The 18,936-nt window shown below is 61.0% G+C and carries 15 protein-coding genes and 1 tRNA gene; all 16 read right to left on the reverse strand.

Annotated elements, in window-relative coordinates; genetic code table 11:
* Positions 1-116, reverse strand: a 116-nt coding sequence (locus tag A3CW_RS49555; protein WP_035515644.1) for a GTP-binding protein, incomplete at its 3' end; no start/stop codon positions are given.
* Between the two features lie 95 nt (positions 117-211).
* On the reverse strand, positions 212-2,314 hold the full coding sequence (fusA, locus tag A3CW_RS0142420) for an elongation factor G (protein WP_028208929.1): 2,103 nt from the start codon (positions 2,312-2,314) through the stop codon (positions 212-214).
* Positions 2,315-2,462: 148 nt separating this feature from the next.
* Positions 2,463-2,933, reverse strand: a complete 471-nt coding sequence (gene rpsG / locus A3CW_RS0142425; protein WP_006053291.1) for a 30S ribosomal protein S7 — start codon at positions 2,931-2,933, stop codon at positions 2,463-2,465.
* 188 nt (positions 2,934-3,121) lie between these two features.
* The gene (gene rpsL / locus A3CW_RS0142430; protein ID WP_028208930.1) at positions 3,122-3,502 is read right to left on the reverse strand and encodes a 30S ribosomal protein S12; all 381 of its coding nucleotides are present in this window, start codon (positions 3,500-3,502) and stop codon (positions 3,122-3,124) included.
* 278 nt (positions 3,503-3,780) lie between these two features.
* Positions 3,781-5,628, reverse strand: coding sequence for a DNA helicase RecQ (gene recQ, locus A3CW_RS0142435; RefSeq protein WP_028208931.1), 1,848 nt, complete (start codon positions 5,626-5,628; stop codon positions 3,781-3,783).
* Positions 5,629-5,789: 161 nt separating this feature from the next.
* Positions 5,790-6,119: a hypothetical protein gene (locus A3CW_RS0142440; RefSeq protein ID WP_154678217.1), complete on the reverse strand. Its 330-nt coding sequence runs from the start codon at positions 6,117-6,119 to the stop codon at positions 5,790-5,792.
* A gap of 248 nt (positions 6,120-6,367) precedes the next feature.
* A complete protein-coding gene (gene rpoC / locus A3CW_RS0142445) occupies positions 6,368-10,618 on the reverse strand; it encodes a DNA-directed RNA polymerase subunit beta' (RefSeq protein ID WP_028208933.1) in 4,251 nt (1,416 codons plus the stop codon).
* 21 nt (positions 10,619-10,639) lie between these two features.
* Complete coding sequence (rpoB, locus tag A3CW_RS0142450) at positions 10,640-14,746, reverse strand: DNA-directed RNA polymerase subunit beta (protein WP_028208934.1); 4,107 nt, start codon at positions 14,744-14,746, stop codon at positions 10,640-10,642.
* A 376-nt stretch (positions 14,747-15,122) separates the two neighbouring features.
* A complete protein-coding gene (rplL, locus tag A3CW_RS0142455) occupies positions 15,123-15,497 on the reverse strand; it encodes a 50S ribosomal protein L7/L12 (protein WP_028208935.1) in 375 nt (124 codons plus the stop codon).
* 78 nt (positions 15,498-15,575) lie between these two features.
* On the reverse strand, positions 15,576-16,073 hold the full coding sequence (gene rplJ, locus A3CW_RS0142460; RefSeq protein ID WP_028208936.1) for a 50S ribosomal protein L10: 498 nt from the start codon (positions 16,071-16,073) through the stop codon (positions 15,576-15,578).
* Positions 16,074-16,383: 310 nt separating this feature from the next.
* Positions 16,384-17,079 (reverse strand): 50S ribosomal protein L1, encoded by a 696-nt coding sequence (rplA, locus tag A3CW_RS0142465; RefSeq protein ID WP_028208937.1) that lies wholly within the window; start codon positions 17,077-17,079, stop codon positions 16,384-16,386.
* Positions 17,080-17,511, reverse strand: a complete 432-nt coding sequence (gene rplK, locus A3CW_RS0142470; RefSeq protein ID WP_028208938.1) for a 50S ribosomal protein L11 — start codon at positions 17,509-17,511, stop codon at positions 17,080-17,082.
* A 191-nt stretch (positions 17,512-17,702) separates the two neighbouring features.
* Complete coding sequence (gene nusG / locus A3CW_RS0142475) at positions 17,703-18,260, reverse strand: transcription termination/antitermination protein NusG (protein ID WP_028208939.1); 558 nt, start codon at positions 18,258-18,260, stop codon at positions 17,703-17,705.
* A gap of 1 nt (position 18,261) precedes the next feature.
* Positions 18,262-18,642: a preprotein translocase subunit SecE gene (secE, locus tag A3CW_RS0142480; protein ID WP_028208940.1), complete on the reverse strand. Its 381-nt coding sequence runs from the start codon at positions 18,640-18,642 to the stop codon at positions 18,262-18,264.
* A gap of 37 nt (positions 18,643-18,679) precedes the next feature.
* Positions 18,680-18,755 (reverse strand) — tRNA-Trp (locus tag A3CW_RS0142485).
* Positions 18,756-18,825: 70 nt separating this feature from the next.
* Positions 18,826-18,936, reverse strand: a 111-nt coding sequence (locus A3CW_RS51850; RefSeq protein ID WP_080366219.1) for an EF-Tu C-terminal domain-related protein, incomplete at its 5' end; no start/stop codon positions are given.

Consider the following 18,936-nt stretch of genomic DNA (forward strand, 5'->3'; position numbering starts at 1 on the left):
TTCGCGGTCAGAACCGTCGTGATCGCTGCCGTCAGCGTGGTCTTGCCGTGGTCAACGTGACCGATCGTGCCCACGTTCACGTGCGGCTTGGTCCGTTCGAATTTACCTTTTGCCATGTTTCTCTTCTTTCAAAAAAGTGATGAATCGGTGACTGTGCTACGCGGACCCAGCCCATGCCGGGTCCGCTGCGTGCTCAAGTGAGCGCCGATGCTTACTTCGCCTTCGCGCTGATGATCGCGTCGGCCACGTTACGCGGTGCTTCTGCGTAGTGCTTGAATTCCATCGTGTACGTTGCACGACCCTGCGTCAGCGAGCGCAGCGACGTCGAGTAGCCGAACATTTCCGACAGCGGCACTTCGGCGCGAACGATCTTGCCGCCGCCAACCATGTCTTCCATGCCCTGGACGATACCGCGACGGCCCGACAGGTCGCCCATCACGTTGCCCATGTAGTCTTCCGGCGTTTCGACTTCCACAGCCATCATCGGTTCGAGGATGACCGGCTGCGCCTTGCGCATGGCTTCCTTGAACGCCATCGAACCGGCCATGCGGAACGCATTTTCGTTCGAGTCAACGTCGTGGTACGAACCGAACGTCAGGTGAACCTTCACGTCGACGACCGGGAAGCCCGCCAGCACGCCAGCCTTCAGCGTGTCCTGGATACCCTTGTCGACCGCGGGGATGTATTCGCGCGGAATCACACCACCCTTGATCTCGTCCAGGAACTCGTAGCCCTTGCCCTGCTCGTTCGGCTCGAGCGTAATGACCGCGTGACCGTACTGGCCGCGACCACCCGACTGCTTGACGAACTTGCCGTCCACGTCCTTCGCGATCGCGCGGATCGTTTCGCGGTACGCAACCTGCGGCTTGCCGACGGTTGCTTCCACGCCGAATTCGCGCTTCATGCGGTCGACCAGAATTTCGAGGTGGAGCTCGCCCATGCCCGAAATGATGGTCTGGCCCGATTCCTCGTCCGTCTGGACGCGGAACGACGGATCTTCCTGCGCCAGGCGGTTCAGGGCGATGCCCATCTTTTCCTGGTCAGGCTTGGTCTTCGGCTCGACGGCCTGCGAAATCACCGGCTCCGGGAACACCATGCGTTCCAGGATGATCGGGTTTTGCGGGTCGCACAGCGTGTCACCCGTGGTCGCTTCCTTCAGGCCGACAGCAGCAGCGATGTCACCTGCGCGAACTTCCTTGATTTCTTCACGGTTGTTCGCGTGCATCTGCAGAATACGGCCGAGGCGTTCCTTCTTGCCCTTGGTCGAGTTCAGCACGGTGTCGCCCGAGTTGACGATGCCCGAGTACGCGCGGAAGAAGATCAGCTGACCAACGAACGGGTCGGTCATGATCTTGAACGCGAGTGCCGAGAACTTCTCGTCGTCGGCTGCACGGCGCTCTACCGTTTCGCCGTTTTCGAGTTCGCCCTTGACCGGGGGGATGTCCACCGGCGACGGCAGGAAGTCGATCACGGCGTCGAGCATGCGCTGCACGCCCTTGTTCTTGAACGCGGTGCCGCACAGCATCGGCTGGATTTCGCACGCGATCGTACGGTCGCGCAGTGCCTTGACGACTTCGGCTTCGGAAAGCTCTTCGCCGCCGAGGTACTTTTCCATCAGCTCTTCGCTGGCTTCAGCTGCCGACTCGATCATCTTTTCGCGCCACTCGTTGCACGTGTCAACGAGTTCTGCGGGGATGTCGACGTAGTCGAACTTCGTGCCTTGCGAGGCCTCATCCCAAATGATCGCCTTCATCTTGATCAGGTCGACCACGCCAGTGAACGTGTCTTCAGCGCCGATCGGCACCACGACCGGAACCGGGTTCGCTTTCAGACGCGTCTTCAGCTGGTCGTAGACCTTGAAGAAGTTCGCGCCGGTACGGTCCATCTTGTTGACGAACGCGAGACGGGGAACCTTGTACTTGTTCGCCTGACGCCACACCGTTTCCGACTGCGGCTGCACGCCGCCCACAGCGCAGTAGACCATGCACGCGCCGTCGAGCACGCGCATCGAGCGCTCGACTTCAATCGTGAAGTCGACGTGGCCCGGGGTGTCGATGATGTTGATGCGGTGCTCGGGGTAGTTGCCGCCCATGCCCTTCCAGAACGCGGTCGTAGCAGCGGACGTGATCGTGATGCCACGCTCCTGCTCCTGCTCCATCCAGTCCATGGTCGCGGCGCCGTCGTGAACTTCACCAATCTTGTGGTTCACGCCGGTGTAAAACAGAATGCGCTCGGTCGTCGTCGTCTTGCCGGCGTCGATGTGAGCGCTAATACCGATGTTACGGTAGCGCTCGATAGGAGTCTTGCGAGCCACTTTGATCCTCTATCAGGAGGTGCGCGCCGGATCGATCCCGACCGGGTTGATCCCAACGCGCCTGAACACAAACGGGCGAGGCGCTCGATAAGCGCACCCGCCCGGAATTTTTTCCGTTTTTTGAGCAAACCCCGGTAGGGGCTTTCTCTTAGAAGCGGAAGTGCGAGAACGCCTTGTTCGCTTCTGCCATCCGGTGAACTTCGTCGCGCTTCTTCATCGCGCCGCCACGGCCTTCGGCCGCTTCGGAGAGTTCACCTGCCAGACGCAGGGCCATCGACTTCTCGCTGCGCTTCTTCGCGGCTTCACGCAGCCAACGCATCGCCAATGCCATACGACGCGAGGGGCGCACTTCGACCGGAACCTGATAGTTCGCACCACCAACGCGGCGGCTCTTCACTTCCACCACCGGCTTCACGTTGTTGAGCGCGACAGTGAACACTTCCAGCGGGTCCTTGCCACCCTTGGTCTGGATCTGTTCGAAAGCGCCGTACACGATACGCTCGGCAACCGACTTCTTGCCGGAGAGCATCAGCACGTTCATGAACTTGGCTACATCAACATTGCCGAACTTCGGATCCGGCAACACTTCCCGCTTGGGGACTTCGCGACGACGCGGCATGTTTCTTCCTTTAACTTTTCAGTTGAAGCGCAGGTTGAATCCGTTGCGCTCCGCGGCCACCAACTAACCCGATTCATCCATTACGACTTACCAGCCTGGTCGGGTGACCACTTACTCGACAGCACCGGCCAATCCGGCACCTGTCGCTCTTATCGCCGGCACCCGAAAGCGCAGACGACGCTTGACTCTTACTTCGCAGCCTTCGCGCGCTTTGCGCCGTACTTCGAACGAGCCTGCTTACGATCCTTGACGCCCTGGGTATCCAGCGAGCCACGAACCATGTGGTAACGCACACCCGGCAAGTCCTTCACACGGCCGCCGCGGATCAGCACGACCGAGTGTTCCTGCAGGTTGTGGCCTTCACCACCGATATACGAAATGACTTCGAAGCCGTTCGTCAGGCGCACCTTGGCGACCTTACGGAGTGCCGAGTTCGGCTTCTTCGGCGTCGTCGTGTACACACGGGTGCACACGCCGCGACGCTGCGGGCAGTCCTGCAGGGCCGGCGACTTGCTTTTCGCAGTTTCCGAAGCGCGGCCTTTGCGAACCAGTTGATTGATGGTTGGCATTGTTTATTCCTGAAATTGAACAAAATCGACGCATTTATTTCCGGGCAAAGCGGAAAACCATGCATCTAAACTCCTACGAGAACTCCGGAATTGGCTACTCGACGTTAGTTTTCGTCAAATCAATTGACGAGCACGGACATCCCAAAGACCGGAACCCAGCATGATATTCCGAAAAGGCCAAGCGAGTCAATGGCTTGCAACATTTCGGACGACGGAAGAAGTGACAGCGCCGTGACATCCGGCGGCGTCCGGAATACCCGGAAGGGAAACGCCGCGCCCTATTCGTCGCCGACGACCTCGACGAGCTCCTCGCCAAAGCGCTCGAGCTTGCGCGCCCCGATGCCCGGGATGTCACGCAGCTTGTCCACCGATTCCGGGCCGTTGCGCGCGATTTCCGCCAGCGTGGCGTCGTGGAAGATGACATAGGCCGGCACGCCCTCGCTCTTCGCGGTTTCGGTGCGCCACAGGCGCAGGCGCTCCCAGCGCGAGCGCTGGCGCGGGCTCATGCCAAGGGTCGGATCGGCGCGCTCACTCGTGCGGCTCGACGACGTGCGCGTACGCGTGGGCTTCACGTAACGGCGCATCGTGACATTCTGCCCGCCCTTGAGCACCGGCTTGCTCGCCTCGGTGAGCACGAGCGAGCCGTAGCCGTCGTGGTCGACGGTGAGATAGCCGAACGCCACCAATTGCCGGAAGATCGCGCGCCATTCCGGTTCCGAAAGCGCGGAGCCGATGCCGAAGGTGGAGATTTTCTCGTGCCCGCGCTGCAGGATCTTCTCGTTGCGATTGCCGCGCAGGATGTCGATCAGGTGGCCGGCGCCGAAATTGAACCCGCTCGCGCGCTGCGCGCGGAACACGCATGAGAGTGCCATTTGCGCCTCGCGCGTGGCGTCCCACGTGGCGGGCGGCTCGAGGCAGGTATCGCAGTTGCCGCACGGCTTGCTCTCTTCGCCGAAGTAGGCGAGCAGGCGCACGCGCCGGCACGTGGCCGCTTCGCACAGGCCGAGCAGTGCGTCGAGCTTGCCCGTCTGCACACGCTTGTGCTGCTCGTCGGCTTCGGACTCGTCGATCATCTTGCGCTGCTGCACCACGTCGCCGAGACCGTAGGCCATCCACGCGTTGGCCGCCAGCCCGTCGCGCCCCGCGCGGCCGGTTTCCTGGTAGTAGCCTTCCACGCTCTTGGGCAAATCCAGATGCGCGACGAAGCGCACGTCCGGCTTGTCGATGCCCATGCCGAATGCGATGGTGGCGCACATGACCACACCCTCTTCGCGCTGGAACATTTCCTGGTGCTTCTGGCGCACCTCGAATTCCATGCCGGCGTGGTACGGCAGCGCGCGCAACCCCTGCCCTTTCAACCACTCGGCCGTTTCCTCGACCTTGCGGCGCGAGAGGCAATACACGACGCCGGCATCCGTGGTGCCGTCGGCGCGCGTATGCTCCGCGCGGATGAAGTCGAGCAACTGCGAGCGCGCATTATCCTTTTCGACGATGCGGTAGCGGATGTTCGGGCGGTCGAAGCTCGAGACGAACACTCGGGCGTCGTCGAGCGCGAGACGGTGTGCGATCTCGTCGCGCGTGATGGCGTCGGCCGTTGCCGTGAGCGCGATGCGCGGCACGTTCGGAAAGCGCTCGTGCAGCACCGAGAGCTGGATATATTCGGGCCGGAAGTCGTGGCCCCATTGCGAGACGCAGTGCGCTTCGTCGATCGCAAAGAGGCCGATGCGCGTGCGCTCGAGCAGGTCGAGAAAACGCGCCGTCATGAGGCGCTCGGGCGCGACGTAAAGCAGGTCGAGATCGCCTTCGCGCAGCGCCCGCTCGGTAGCCGCCGCTTCGGCGCCGCTCAGCGTCGAATTCAGATAAGCGGCGCGCACGCCCACTTCTGTGAGCGCGGCCACCTGGTCCTGCATGAGCGCGATGAGCGGCGACACGACGATGCCGGCACCGAGCCCGGCTTCGTGCCGCACGAGCGCGGGAATCTGGTAGCAGAGCGATTTGCCGCCGCCGGTCGGCATGAGCACCAGCGAATCGCCGCCCCCTGCGACGTGCTCGACGATTTCGGCTTGCTGCCCTCTAAACACGGGATAGCCGAAGACTTCGTTGAGGATTTCGAGGGAACGGGACATGAAGGCGGTGAGCGTGCGGAGCAAAGGCGGTGGGCAGGATTTTACCAACCCGGACGCGCCTTAACCGCCACTACCGTGAAGATTGGCCATTCGGCCAGGAGAAACCGCTGAAGTCGCGCGCGCAGATCGCGAACGCGCACAACCAGGGTGAAGCGGGTTCGTCAGGCAACGAGCCGCCGGCGCGCGATCCGAAACGCACCGACGATCGTCACGACGGCCACGACCGCGGCGGCGATCGCGAATACGCTCGCCCCGAAGAGCACGACGTTGGCGCCGACGAACATCAGCGAGCCGACCGTAAGCAGCGCGGCGCCGCCCTTGACCCGGCCCGCCAGCAGCATGATGAAACCGATGATCAGGAATGCCCACATCACGAGGAAGGTCGCAAAGAAGTTCGCTGCGGACTGATTGCTGACGTGATGCAGTAGCTGCGAAAAGCTGGCGACACACGCCACCAGATTCAGGATGAGACCGACCCCGACCACCCACATGATTACCGCCTCCAGATTCAGATAAATGCCGCCAGTGTCGTACGAAAAGACCCACACAGGCGGACTTGGCGCGCTACGTTAGCACGCCTCACCGATGTGCGCAGCGAGCGGGCCGGCACTGCGGCACGAGGCCGCAGGTTCAAGCGGAAAACGCGAGCGCCAAATAAAAAAGCCGCCCGGTGAAAACCAGGCGGCTTTTGAGAGGGCATGTGAGCCCGAGGCGAAAGGCGGCTTGCGCCGCCCCGCGCTTACTCGTCCGTCGTATGCGGCTGTTGCGGCTGCTCGGCGGCCGGGGTTTCCGGCGTACCGAACTCGAACGCTTCTTCCGCTGCGATCTGGTCGAAACGCTCGCGATCCGACGATTCCTTCGCACGGCGCGCCTTGTGGAAGGCGAGACCCGTACCAGCCGGAATCAGACGACCGACGATCACGTTTTCCTTCAGGCCACGCAGATCGTCGCGCTTGCCCATGATCGCCGCTTCGGTCAGCACGCGCGTCGTTTCCTGGAACGATGCCGCCGAGATGAACGAATCGGTCGAGAGCGATGCCTTCGTAATACCGAGCAGCACGTTCTCGTACGTTGCCGGGCGCTTGTCCTCGGCGTTCATCTTGTCGTTTTCGTCCAGCATGTCCGAACGCTCGACCTGCTCGCCCGGGATGAAGCGCGTATCACCGTTGTCGGTGATCTGCACACGACGCAGCATCTGACGCACGATCACTTCGATGTGCTTGTCGTTGATCTTCACGCCCTGCAGACGGTACACGTCCTGCACTTCGTCCACGATGTAACGCGACAGCGCTTCGATACCCTGCAGACGCAGGATGTCGTGCGGATCGGCCGGGCCGTCCACGATCATTTCGCCCTTGTTGACGACCTGACCGTCGTGGACCAGCACCTGCTTTTCCTTCGCGATCAGGAACTCGTGCTGATTGCCTTCGAGGTCCGTGATAACGAGACGCTGCTTGCCCTTCGTGTCCTTACCGAACGACGTCGTACCCGTGACTTCCGCCAGGATACCTGCGTCCTTCGGCGAACGTGCTTCGAACAGTTCCGCCACACGCGGCAGACCACCGGTAATGTCACGCGTCTTCTGGGCTTCGGTCGGGATACGTGCGAGCACTTCACCGACCTGCACCTGCTGACCGTCCTTCACGGTGATCAGTGCGCCGACCTGGAAGCCGATCTGCACCGAATGCTCCGTGCCCGGGATCTTCACTTCGTCGCCGTTCGCGTCGAGCAGCTTGACCTGCGGACGCACGCTCTTCGCGGCTTGCGAGCCGCGGCGCTTCACGTCGATCACGACGAGGGTCGACAGACCCGTGACGTCGTCGATCTGCTTGGCCACGGTCACGCCTTCCTCGACGTTCTCGAACTTCACCGTACCGCCGTACTCGGTGATGATCGGACGCGTGAGCGGATCCCACGTTGCGAGCTGCGTGCCGGCCTTGATCGCCGCGCCATCGAGCTGCAGCAGCGTCGCGCCGTACGGCACCTTGTGACGCTCGCGCTCGCGGCCGTGATCGTCGGCGATGATGGCTTCGCCCGAACGCGAGATGACGACTTGCTCGCCCTTCGCATTCGTGACGTAACGCATCGTCGCCGTGAAGCGCACGGTACCGTTCGACTTGGCTTCCACCGACGAGGCCACTGCCGCACGCGACGCCGCACCACCGATGTGGAACGTACGCATCGTGAGCTGCGTGCCCGGTTCGCCGATCGACTGTGCCGCGATCACGCCGACGGCTTCGCCGACGTTCACACGCGAGCCGCGGCCGAGGTCGCGGCCATAGCACGAGGCGCACAGGCCGTAGCGCGTTTCGCAGGTGAGCGGCGTGCGCACGCGCACTTCGTCGATGCCGAGGCTTTCGATCGTTTCGACCGCATCTTCGTCGAGCAGGTCGCCCGAAGCGTAGATCGTTTCCTGGGTTTCCGGATTGACGACGTCTGCCACCGCCACACGGCCGAGAATACGGTCGCGCAGCGCTTCGACGACTTCACCGCCTTCCACGAGGGCCTTCATCGCCACGCCATTCGACGTGCCGCAATCTTCCTCGACGACCACGAGATCCTGCGTCACGTCGACGAGACGACGCGTCAGGTAACCCGAGTTCGCGGTCTTCAGTGCCGTATCAGCCAGACCCTTACGTGCACCGTGGGTCGAGATGAAGTACTGCAACACGTTCAGACCTTCGCGGAAGTTCGCGGTAATCGGCGTTTCGATAATCGAGCCGTCCGGCTTCGCCATCAGGCCGCGCATACCCGCCAGCTGGCGAATCTGCGTGGCGGAACCCCGCGCGCCCGAGTCGGCCATCATGTAGATCGAGTTGAACGATTCCTGACGCGTTTCCTTGCCGTCGCGGTCGATCACCGGTTCCGTCGCGAGCTGCTCCATCATCGCCTTGCCGACCGCTTCCGACGTATTCGACCAGATGTCGACCACGTTGTTGTAGCGTTCCTGCGCGGTGACGAGACCCGACATGTACTGACGGTCGTACTCCTTCACCTTCTTCGCGGCTTCGCCGACGATGGTTTCCTTCTGCGGCGGCACGAGCATGTCGTCCACGCAGATCGAAATACCGGCGCGCGTTGCGAGGCGGAAGCCCGACTGCATCAGCTGGTCAGCGAAGATCACCGTTTCGCGCAGACCGCACTTGCGGAACGCGGTGTTGATCAGACGCGAGATTTCCTTCTTCTTCAGCGGCTTGTTCAGCACCGAGAACGGCAGACCCGGCGGCAGAATTTCCGACAGGATCGAACGGCCAACGGTCGTTGCGTACAGCGAGATCTTCGGCACGAACGCCGGTGCGCCTTCCGACTTGTCCTCGTTGTGGACCATTTCGGTAATACGCACGTTGACGCGCGAAGCCAGCTCGACTTCCTTGTTCTCGTACGCGCGGAGCACTTCCGACACGCCCGTGAACGTCATGCCTTCGCCCTTGCCGTTGATCGCTTCACGCGTGGCGTAGTACAGGCCCAGCACGATATCCTGCGACGGCACGATCGACGGATCGCCGTTGGCCGGGAACAGGACGTTGTTCGACGCGAGCATGAGCGTACGCGCTTCCATCTGCGCTTCGAGCGACAGCGGAACGTGAACAGCCATCTGGTCACCGTCGAAGTCGGCGTTGAACGCCGCGCAAACGAGCGGGTGCAGCTGGATTGCCTTACCTTCGATCAGCACCGGCTCGAAAGCCTGAATGCCAAGACGGTGCAGCGTAGGCGCACGGTTGAGCATGACCGGGTGTTCGCGGATCACCTCTTCGAGGATGTCCCACACCACCGGCGTCTGGTTCTCGACTTCCTTCTTCGCAGCCTTGATGGTCGTGGCAACGCCCATCGTTTCCAGCTTGTTGAAGATGAACGGCTTGAACAGTTCGAGCGCCATCAGCTTCGGCAGACCGCACTGGTGCAGCTTGAGCGTCGGACCCACCACGATGACCGAACGGCCCGAGTAGTCCACGCGCTTACCCAGCAGGTTCTGACGGAAACGACCGCCCTTACCCTTGATCATGTCGGCGAGCGACTTCAGCGGACGCTTGTTCGCGCCCGTCATCGCCTTGCCGCGACGACCGTTGTCGAGCAGCGAGTCAACCGCTTCCTGGAGCATCCGCTTTTCGTTGCGGACGATGATCTCCGGCGCCTTCAGCTCGAGCAGACGCTTCAGACGGTTGTTACGGTTGATCACGCGGCGATACAGGTCGTTCAGGTCCGAAGTCGCGAAACGGCCACCGTCCAGCGGCACCAGCGGACGCAGTTCGGGCGGCAGCACCGGCAGCACTTCGAGCACCATCCATTCGGGCTTGATGCCCGAACGCTGGAAGGCCTCGAGCACCTTCAGGCGCTTCGCGTACTTCTTGATCTTCGCTTCCGAGCCGGTGTTCTTCAGCTCGGTGCGCAGCGTTTCGACCTGTTCGTCGATGTTGATCGCGCGCAGCAGCTCGCGCACGCCTTCCGCGCCCATCTCGGCACGGAATTCGTCGCCGTATTCCTCGACCTTGTTGTAGTAATCCTCTTCGGTCATGATCTGACGCGCCTTCAGCGGCGTCATGCCCGGTTCGATCACCACGTATGCCTCGAAGTACAGCACGCGTTCGATGTCGCGCAGCGTCATGTCGAGCACCATGCCCAGACGCGACGGCAGCGACTTCAGGAACCAGATGTGAGCGACCGGCGAGGCCAGCTCGATGTGGCCCATGCGTTCGCGACGCACCTTGGCGAGCGTGACTTCAACGCCGCACTTCTCGCAGATCACGCCACGGTGCTTCAGGCGCTTGTACTTGCCGCACAGGCACTCGTAGTCCTTGATCGGCCCGAAGATCTTCGCGCAGAACAGACCATCCCGTTCCGGCTTGAAGGTACGGTAGTTGATAGTCTCCGGCTTCTTCACTTCGCCGAACGACCACGAGCGGATCTTGTCCGGCGAGGCCAGACCGATCTTGATCGCGTCAAAAACTTCTTCTTGTTGGACTTGCTTGAATAGATCGAGCAGAGCTTTCATTGCCTTCTCTCCGTAGTCCGATTAGTTGCGGTCGAGGTCGATGTCGATGCCGAGCGAGCGGATTTCCTTCACCAGCACATTGAAGGATTCCGGCATGCCCGCGTCGATCACGTGGTCGCCCTTGACGAGGTTCTCATACACCTTCGTCCGGCCCGTCACGTCATCGGACTTCACCGTCAACATTTCCTGCAGCACATACGAAGCGCCATACGCTTCGAGCGCCCACACTTCCATTTCACCGAAACGCTGACCACCGAATTGCGCCTTACCACCCAGCGGCTGCTGCGTGACGAGCGAGTACGGACCCGTCGAACGCGCGTGCATCTTGTCGTCGACAAGGTGGTGCAGCTTCAGGTAGTGCATGTAGCCCACAGTGACCGTACGCTCGAACATCTCGCCCGTGCGGCCGTCGTACAGACGCACCTGGTTCTTCGACGGCGTCATGCCGAGGTTATGAGCGACGTCGTCCGGGAACGCCAGATCGAGCATCTTGCCCATTTCCTCTTCGGTCGCACCGTCGAACACCGGCGTAGCGAACGGCACGCCTTCGCGCAGGTTCCTCGCGAGTTCGAAGATTTCGTCGTCGCTGAAGCTGTCGAGGTCTTCCTTGTGGCCCGATTCGTTGTAGATCTTCGTGAGGAATCCACGCAGTTCTGCAACCTTCGTCTGACGCTGCAGCATTTCGCCGATACGCCAGCCCAGACCCTTCGCGGCCCAACCGAGGTGCACTTCGAGAACCTGACCCACGTTCATCCGTGACGGCACGCCGAGCGGGTTCAGCACGACGTCGGCCGGACGGCCGTCGGCCATGTACGGCATGTCTTCGATCGGAACGATCTTCGACACCACGCCCTTGTTACCGTGACGGCCTGCCATCTTGTCGCCAGGCTGCAGACGGCGCTTCACCGCGAGGTACACCTTCACCATCTTCAGCACGCCCGGCGGCAGTTCGTCGCCTTGCGTGAGCTTCTTGCGCTTCTCTTCGAAGGCCAGATCGAACTGGTGACGCTTCTCTTCGATCGAGTTCTTGATCGCTTCGAGCTGCGCCGCTGCTTCTTCGTCCGCGAGGCGGATGTCGAACCAGTGGTAGTGATCCAGATCTTCGAGGTACGCGCGCTCGATCTTCGTGCCCTTCGCGAGCTTCTTCGGACCGCCGTTCGCGACCTTGCCTTCGAGCATGCGTGCGAGACGCTGGAACGCGTCGCCTTCCACGATGCGCAGCTGGTCGTTCAGGTCGAGGCGATAGCGCTTCAGTTCATCGTCGATGATCTGCTGTGCGCGCTTGTCGCGCTGGATGCCTTCACGCGTGAACACCTGCACGTCGATGACCGTGCCGCTCATGCCCGAGGGCACGCGCAGCGACGTATCCTTCACGTCCGAAGCCTTCTCGCCGAAGATCGCGCGCAGCAGCTTTTCTTCCGGCGTGAGCTGGGTTTCGCCCTTCGGCGTGACCTTGCCCACGAGCACGTCGCCCGCTTCGACTTCCGCGCCGATGTACACGATGCCCGACTCGTCGAGACGGCCAAGCTGCACTTCCGCGAGGTTCGAAATGTCGCGCGTGATTTCTTCCGGTCCGAGCTTCGTGTCGCGTGCAACGACGTTCAGTTCTTCGATGTGGATCGACGTGTAACGGTCGTCCGCAACCACCTTCTCCGAGATCAGGATCGAGTCTTCGAAGTTGTAGCCGTTCCACGGCATGAACGCGATCAGCATGTTCTGGCCGAGCGCGAGCTCGCCCAGATCGGTCGATGCGCCGTCAGCCAGCACGTCGCCGCGCGCAACCTTGTCGCCCATCTTCACGATCGGACGCTGGTTGATGTTCGTGTTCTGGTTCGAACGCGTGTACTTGATGAGGTTGTAGATGTCCACGCCGACTTCACCGGCGACAGCTTCATCATCGTTCACGCGAATCACGATACGGCCTGCGTCGACGTAGTCAACCACGCCGCCACGCAGCGCCTGAACCGTCGTACCCGAGTCGACCGCAACGGTGCGCTCGATACCCGTACCGACGACCGGCTTTTCCGGACGCAGGCAAGGCACGGCCTGACGCTGCATGTTCGAACCCATCAGTGCACGGTTCGCGTCGTCGTGCTCGAGGAACGGAATCAGCGAGGCTGCAACCGAGACGATCTGCGACGGCGCCACGTCCATGTACTGGATGCGGTCCGGCGTGACCATCAGCGTTTCGCCCGCTTCACGCGACGAAACGAGTTCGTCGGTCAGCGTGCCGTCTTCAGCCACCGCCGCGTTCGCCTGAGCGATCACGTAACGGCCTTCTTCGATCGCCGACAGGTAGTCGATCTGGTCGGTCACCTTGCTGTCCACGACCTTGCGGTACGGCGTTTCGAGGAAGCCGTATTCGTTCAGGTGCGCATACAGCGCGAGCGAGTTGATCAGACCAATGTTCGGACCTTCCGGCGTCTCGATCGGACACACGCGGCCATAGTGGGTCGGGTGCACGTCGCGGACTTCGAAGCCAGCGCGCTCGCGCGTCAGACCGCCCGGGCCAAGTGCCGACACGCGGCGCTTGTGGGTGATTTCCGACAGCGGGTTGGTCTGGTCCATGAACTGCGACAGCTGCGACGAACCGAAGAACTCGCGAATCGCCGACGAAATCGGCTTCGAGTTGATCAGGTCGTGCGGCATCAGGTTTTCGCTTTCGGCCTGGCCGAGGCGCTCCTTCACTGCACGTTCGACGCGCACGAGACCCGCGCGGAACTGGTTTTCCGCGAGTTCGCCCACGCAACGCACGCGACGGTTGCCGAGGTGGTCGATGTCGTCCACTTCGCCCTTGCCGTTGCGCAGCTCGACGAGGATCTTGATGGTCGCGAGGATGTCGTCGTCCTGCAGCGTCATCGGGCCGACGATTTCGTCACGGCCCACGCGGCGGTTGAACTTCATACGACCCACCTTCGAGAGGTCGTACGCTTCTTCGCTGTAGAACAGGCGGTTGAACAGCGCCTCGACCGCTTCTTCGGTCGGCGGTTCGCCCGGACGCATCATGCGGTAGATCGCGATGCGCGCGGCCATACGGTCGGCGGTTTCGTCGATACGCAGCGTCGACGAGATGTACGGACCCTGGTCCAGATCGTTCGTGTAGAGCGTCTGGATGTCCTTGATCTTCGCTTCGCGCAGCTTCTCGAGCACGCTTTCGGTGATCTCGTCGTTCGCGTTCGCGATCACTTCGCCCGTGTCGCCGTCGACGACGTTCTTCGCGAGCACGCGGCCGAGCAGATAATCTTCGGGGACCGAAATGTACGTCGTCTTCGCGGTTTCGAGGTCGCGAATGTGCTTCGCGTTGATCCGCTTGTCCTTCTGGACAATGACCTTGCCTTCGCGATCGCTGATGTCGAAGCGCGCGACTTCACCGCGCAGACGCTCCGGCACGAACTCCATCTGCGCGCCTTCCGGCATCAGCGTGAAGTTGTCGAACACGAAGAAGTTCGCGAGGATCTGTTCCGGCGTGAGGCCGATCGCCTTCAGCAGGATCGTGACCGGCATCTTGCGGCGACGGTCGACGCGGAAGTACAGCACGTCCTTCGGGTCGAACTCGAAGTCGAGCCACGAACCGCGGTAAGGAATGATACGGGCCGAGAAGAGCAGCTTGCCCGAGCTGTGCGTCTTGCCCTTGTCGTGTTCGAAGAACACGCCAGGCGAGCGGTGCAGCTGCGAGACGATGACACGCTCGGTGCCGTTGATGACGAACGAACCAGTCGGCGTCATGAGCGGAATTTCGCCCATGTACACTTCCTGCTCCTTCACTTCCTTGACGACCGGCTTGCTCGGCGATTCCTTGTCGAGCAGGACGAGACGGACCTTGGCGCGCAGCGCCGAGCAGTACGTCAAGCCGCGTTGCTGGCATTCCTTGATGTTGAATGCCGGCGACGACAGCATGTAGCTGACGAACTCTAGACGAGCAAAGCCGTTATGGGAAACAATAGGAAAAACGGACGAAAACGCTGCCTGCAGACCTTCCGGTTTGCGTTGCGCGGTCGCCGTTTCTGCTTGCAGGAATGTGCTGAATGATTCAAGCTGGGTAGCCAGCAGGAAAGGAACCTGGTGAACGATGGGGCGTTTCGCGAAACTCTTGCGAATACGCTTCTTCTCGGTGAAGGAATAGTGCATACGATCTCCGAATCACGGCGGGTAGGACGACCCGAGTGTTCACCGACTGAGACCCGATGGCTTCGCGAGCCCTGGAAGCTTGGTGGTTGGCCTCTACCAACCGCTGGCTGACGGCAACGGATTTCGGCTTGTCATAACGTGCCCGCTGCCCGACCAAACTTGCCTTCTGCAGTCGCTTCAGAAGACAAAGAGAAGCGTCGTGCGCCCTGATGGTGCCCTTGAGGCCTTCACCCGGCGAAAGACGTTTTTCTTTGGCTTCTGGGTCCCGCATCCTGCCTCCGACTTCAAAAAAATCGAACACAAAAACGCAGAACCCACAAAGCACAAAAAGGCCGGCGGTGTAAAAACCGCCAGCCTTCGCACAGCGCGCTGAAACTTACTTGATTTCAGCCTTCGCGCCGGCATCTTCCAGCTTCTTCTTCGCTTCTTCAGCAGCAGCCTTGGGCACCGCTTCCTTCACGGGCTTCGGTGCGCCGTCAACCAGGTCCTTCGCTTCCTTCAGGCCGAGACCCGTCAGTTCACGAACGGCCTTAATGACCGAAACCTTGTTTGCGCCTGCTTCGAGCAGGTTGACCGTGAATTCGGTCTGCTCTTCAGCAGCAGCAGCAGCGCCGCCGCCTGCCGGGCCAGCGACTGCCACAGCAGCTGCCGACACGCCAAACTTCTCTTCGAAAGCCTTGACCAGTTCGTTCAGTTCGAGAACCGACATCGAGCCAACGGCTTCGAGGATGTCTTCTTTTGCGATTGCCATTTGAAATTACTCCAGATTTGAATTCGGAAACAGCTAGCGATCTTTCTCGCTTGCCTGTGTTCGTTCGCTTGCCTGAAATCAGGCAGCTTCTGCTTGCTTCTTTTCCGCCAGCGCGGCCAGAGCGCGCGCCATACCGGAAACAGGAGCCTGCATAACGAACAGCAGCTTCGAGAGCAGTTCTTCGCGGCTCGGGATGCTGGCCAGCGCTTGCACGCCCGCCTTGTCCATCACCTTGCCTTCGTAGGAACCAGCCTTGATGACCAACTTGTCATTGCCCTTTGCGAAGTCATTGACGACCTTCGCAGCAGCAATTGCATCTTCCGAGATGCCGTAGATCAGGGGGCCAGTCATCTGCTCTGCCAGCGGAGCAAACGGGGTACCTTCGACAGCGCGACGCGCCAGCGTGTTCTTCAACACGCGGAGGTACACCTGCTGCTCACGCGCTTTCGCGCGCAGCTTGGTCAGATCGCCAACCGCGATTCCACGATACTCGGCCAGCACCATGGTCTGAGCCGTCGCGACTTGCGCGGAGACTTCAGCCACGACGGCCTGCTTACCTTCTTTGTTCAGTGGCACGGTTAACCTCCAGATTCGACACACTTTGCTTTCGCTACATGTGCCGCGTTCAACAACGGCGACCGACCAGTCCGGAGTAAATCAGCTTGCATCGTCAGGCGTTGCCGCCCGCATCCGCTCACATCAGCACTTCAAAACCTTTTCGGGTTCGCCATCTGCGTTGGCTTTGCATTAAGGAAGCACCCGACTGCTGCACTTCCGCCAACGGTCTTTGACAACCGGTTGCACGGCGCTTGCTGCCGCTGCACAACCGCCCAAAGCCCTTTATATCCGCGCTGCCGCCCTTACGGACCTCAGCGCGGCGAAACTATTACGCTGCGAGCGACGTCTGGTCGACGCGAACGCCAACGCCCATCGTGCTCGAGACAGCGATCTTGCGCAGGTACACGCCCTTGCTCGTTGCCGGCTTCGCCTTGGTCAGCGCTTCGAGGAGCGCGTCCAGGTTGCTGCGCAGCGCGGTCGGCTCGAACGATGCACGGCCGATGGTCGCGTGGATGATACCGGCCTTGTCGACACGGAATTGCACCTGACCAGCCTTCGCGTTCTTGACCGCGGTCGCCACGTCCGGCGTCACGGTGCCGACCTTCGGGTTCGGCATGAGGCCGCGCGGGCCGAGGATCTGACCGAGCGTACCGACGACGCGCATCGTATCCGGCGAAGCGATCACGATGTCGAAGTTCAGGTTGCCGCCCTTGATCTGCTCGGCGAGGTCTTCCATACCGACGATCTCTGCGCCTGCTGCCTTGGCTTGTTCAGCCTTTTCACCTTGCGCGAACACTGCAACGCGGACCGACTTGCCGGTACCAGCGGGCAGAACGACCGAGCCGCGAACGACCTGGTCCGACTTCTTCGCATCGATGCCGAGTTGCACTGCAACGTCGATCGACTCGTCGAACTTCGCCGTGGCGCATTCCTTCACGAGCGACAGTGCGTCGCCGATCGGGTACTGCTTTTGGCGGTCGATCTTGGCAGCCAGTGCCTTTTGACGCTTCGAAACCTTAGCCATTTACACACCCTCCACGATGATGCCCATCGAGCGGGCGCTACCAGCGATCGTGCGAACCGCTGCATCCATATCGGCTGCCGTGAGGTCCGGCATCTTGGTCTTGGCGATTTCCTCGGCTTGCGCGCGGGTGATCGTAGCGACCTTGTCGGTGTGCGGCTTGGCCGAACCCTTGTCGACCTTCGCTGCCTTCTTGATCAGAATCGTGGCCGGCGGCGTTTTCAGGATGAACGTGAAGCTCTTGTCCGCGAAAGCCGTGATCACGACCGGCGTCGGCAGACCCGGCTCCATCGCTTGAGTCTGCGCGTTGAACGCCTTGCAGAACTCCATGATGTTCAGGCCGCGCTGACCCAGTGCCGGGCCGACCGGCGGCGACGGATTGGCTTTACCTGCAGGAATCTGCAGCTTGATAAAGCCGATGATTTTCTTTGCCATGTTGAAAACCTCTTTGGAACGCGTGAGCGTTCTGGTGAGTGGTAGCGCGCGTTCGCCACAATCTTCGCTGTGCCAACTGCTTTGGCGACATCGACAGCCAATTGGACTACTGGCGCTCCTCTACGGCCATAACGCGGACCGTAAGCGCGGAAAAACGGATCGCACCAGAGGCGCGATCCGTAGTATTCGATTTACAGCTTTTCGACCTGGCCGAATTCGAGTTCGACCGGTGTGGCGCGACCGAAAATGGTGACGGAGACCCGGACGCGCGACTTTTCGTAGTTGACTTCTTCGACGCTGCCGTTGAAGTCCGTGAACGGACCTTCCTTCACACGGACCATCTCGCCGACTTCGAACAGGGTCTTGGGGCGCGGCTTCTCAACGCCTTCCTGCATCTGCGACATGATCTTTTCGACTTCGCGCGGCGAAATCGGGCTCGGGCGATTACGCGCCCCGCCGACGAAACCAGTCACCTTTGCCGTGTTCTTCACGAGGTGCCACGTTTCGTCCGTCATTTCCATCTCTACCAGGACATAGCCCGGGAAGAAACGACGTTCGGTCACCGATTTGTGACCACCCTTCACCTCGACCACTTCTTCAGTCGGAACGAGGATCTGGCCAAACTTGTCCTGCATGCCAGCACGTTCGATGCGCTCCTGAAGCGCACGTTGCACGCTCTTCTCCATGCCGGAGTAGGCGTGCACCACATACCAACGTTTTCCGCTCGGGGATGCCGGTGTATCGCTCATATCATTTCCAACCCAGAATCGCCGAGAAAATCACCCACTCGATGGATTTGTCGCAAACCCACAGAATGATGGCCATTGCCAGCACAAAACCGAAGACCACCAGCGTCGTTTGCGTCGCCTCTTTGCGAGTCGGCCAGACGACCTTGCGAACTTCCTTGTACGAGTCTTTGGCAAACGCGATGAAGCTCTTGCCGGGCGCCGAGAGAAGACCGACTACCACCCCCGCGATTACGCCCACTGCGAGCGCTGCACCGCGGACATACCACTCCTGGCTACCGAGCCAGTAGAACCCTACGAACCCGGCCACAACCAACAATACGCCCGCCGCAAGCATCAGCTTGTCGCTGGAAGTATTAACAGTTTCGACGGAAGGATTCGCCATAACACCTTAAAGAACAACGCGCCGAGGCGCGAGAAGTTGGCAGGGGCAGAGGGAATCGAACCCCCAACCTTCGGTTTTGGAGACCGACGCTCTGCCAGTTGAGCTATACCCCTAAACCATTTTGGGGTTGGCGGCATCGCCAACCCCGAAACCACTTAGTCGATCAACGAGACTGGCAAAAACTTACTCGATGATCTTTGCAACCACGCCGGCGCCGACGGTACGGCCACCTTCGCGGATTGCGAAGCGCAGACCTTCTTCCATCGCGATCGGAGCGATCAGCTTCACCGTGAT

The sequence above is a fragment of the Paraburkholderia nodosa DSM 21604 genome (genome assembly GCF_000519185.1).
GTDB lineage: Bacteria > Pseudomonadota > Gammaproteobacteria > Burkholderiales > Burkholderiaceae > Paraburkholderia > Paraburkholderia nodosa.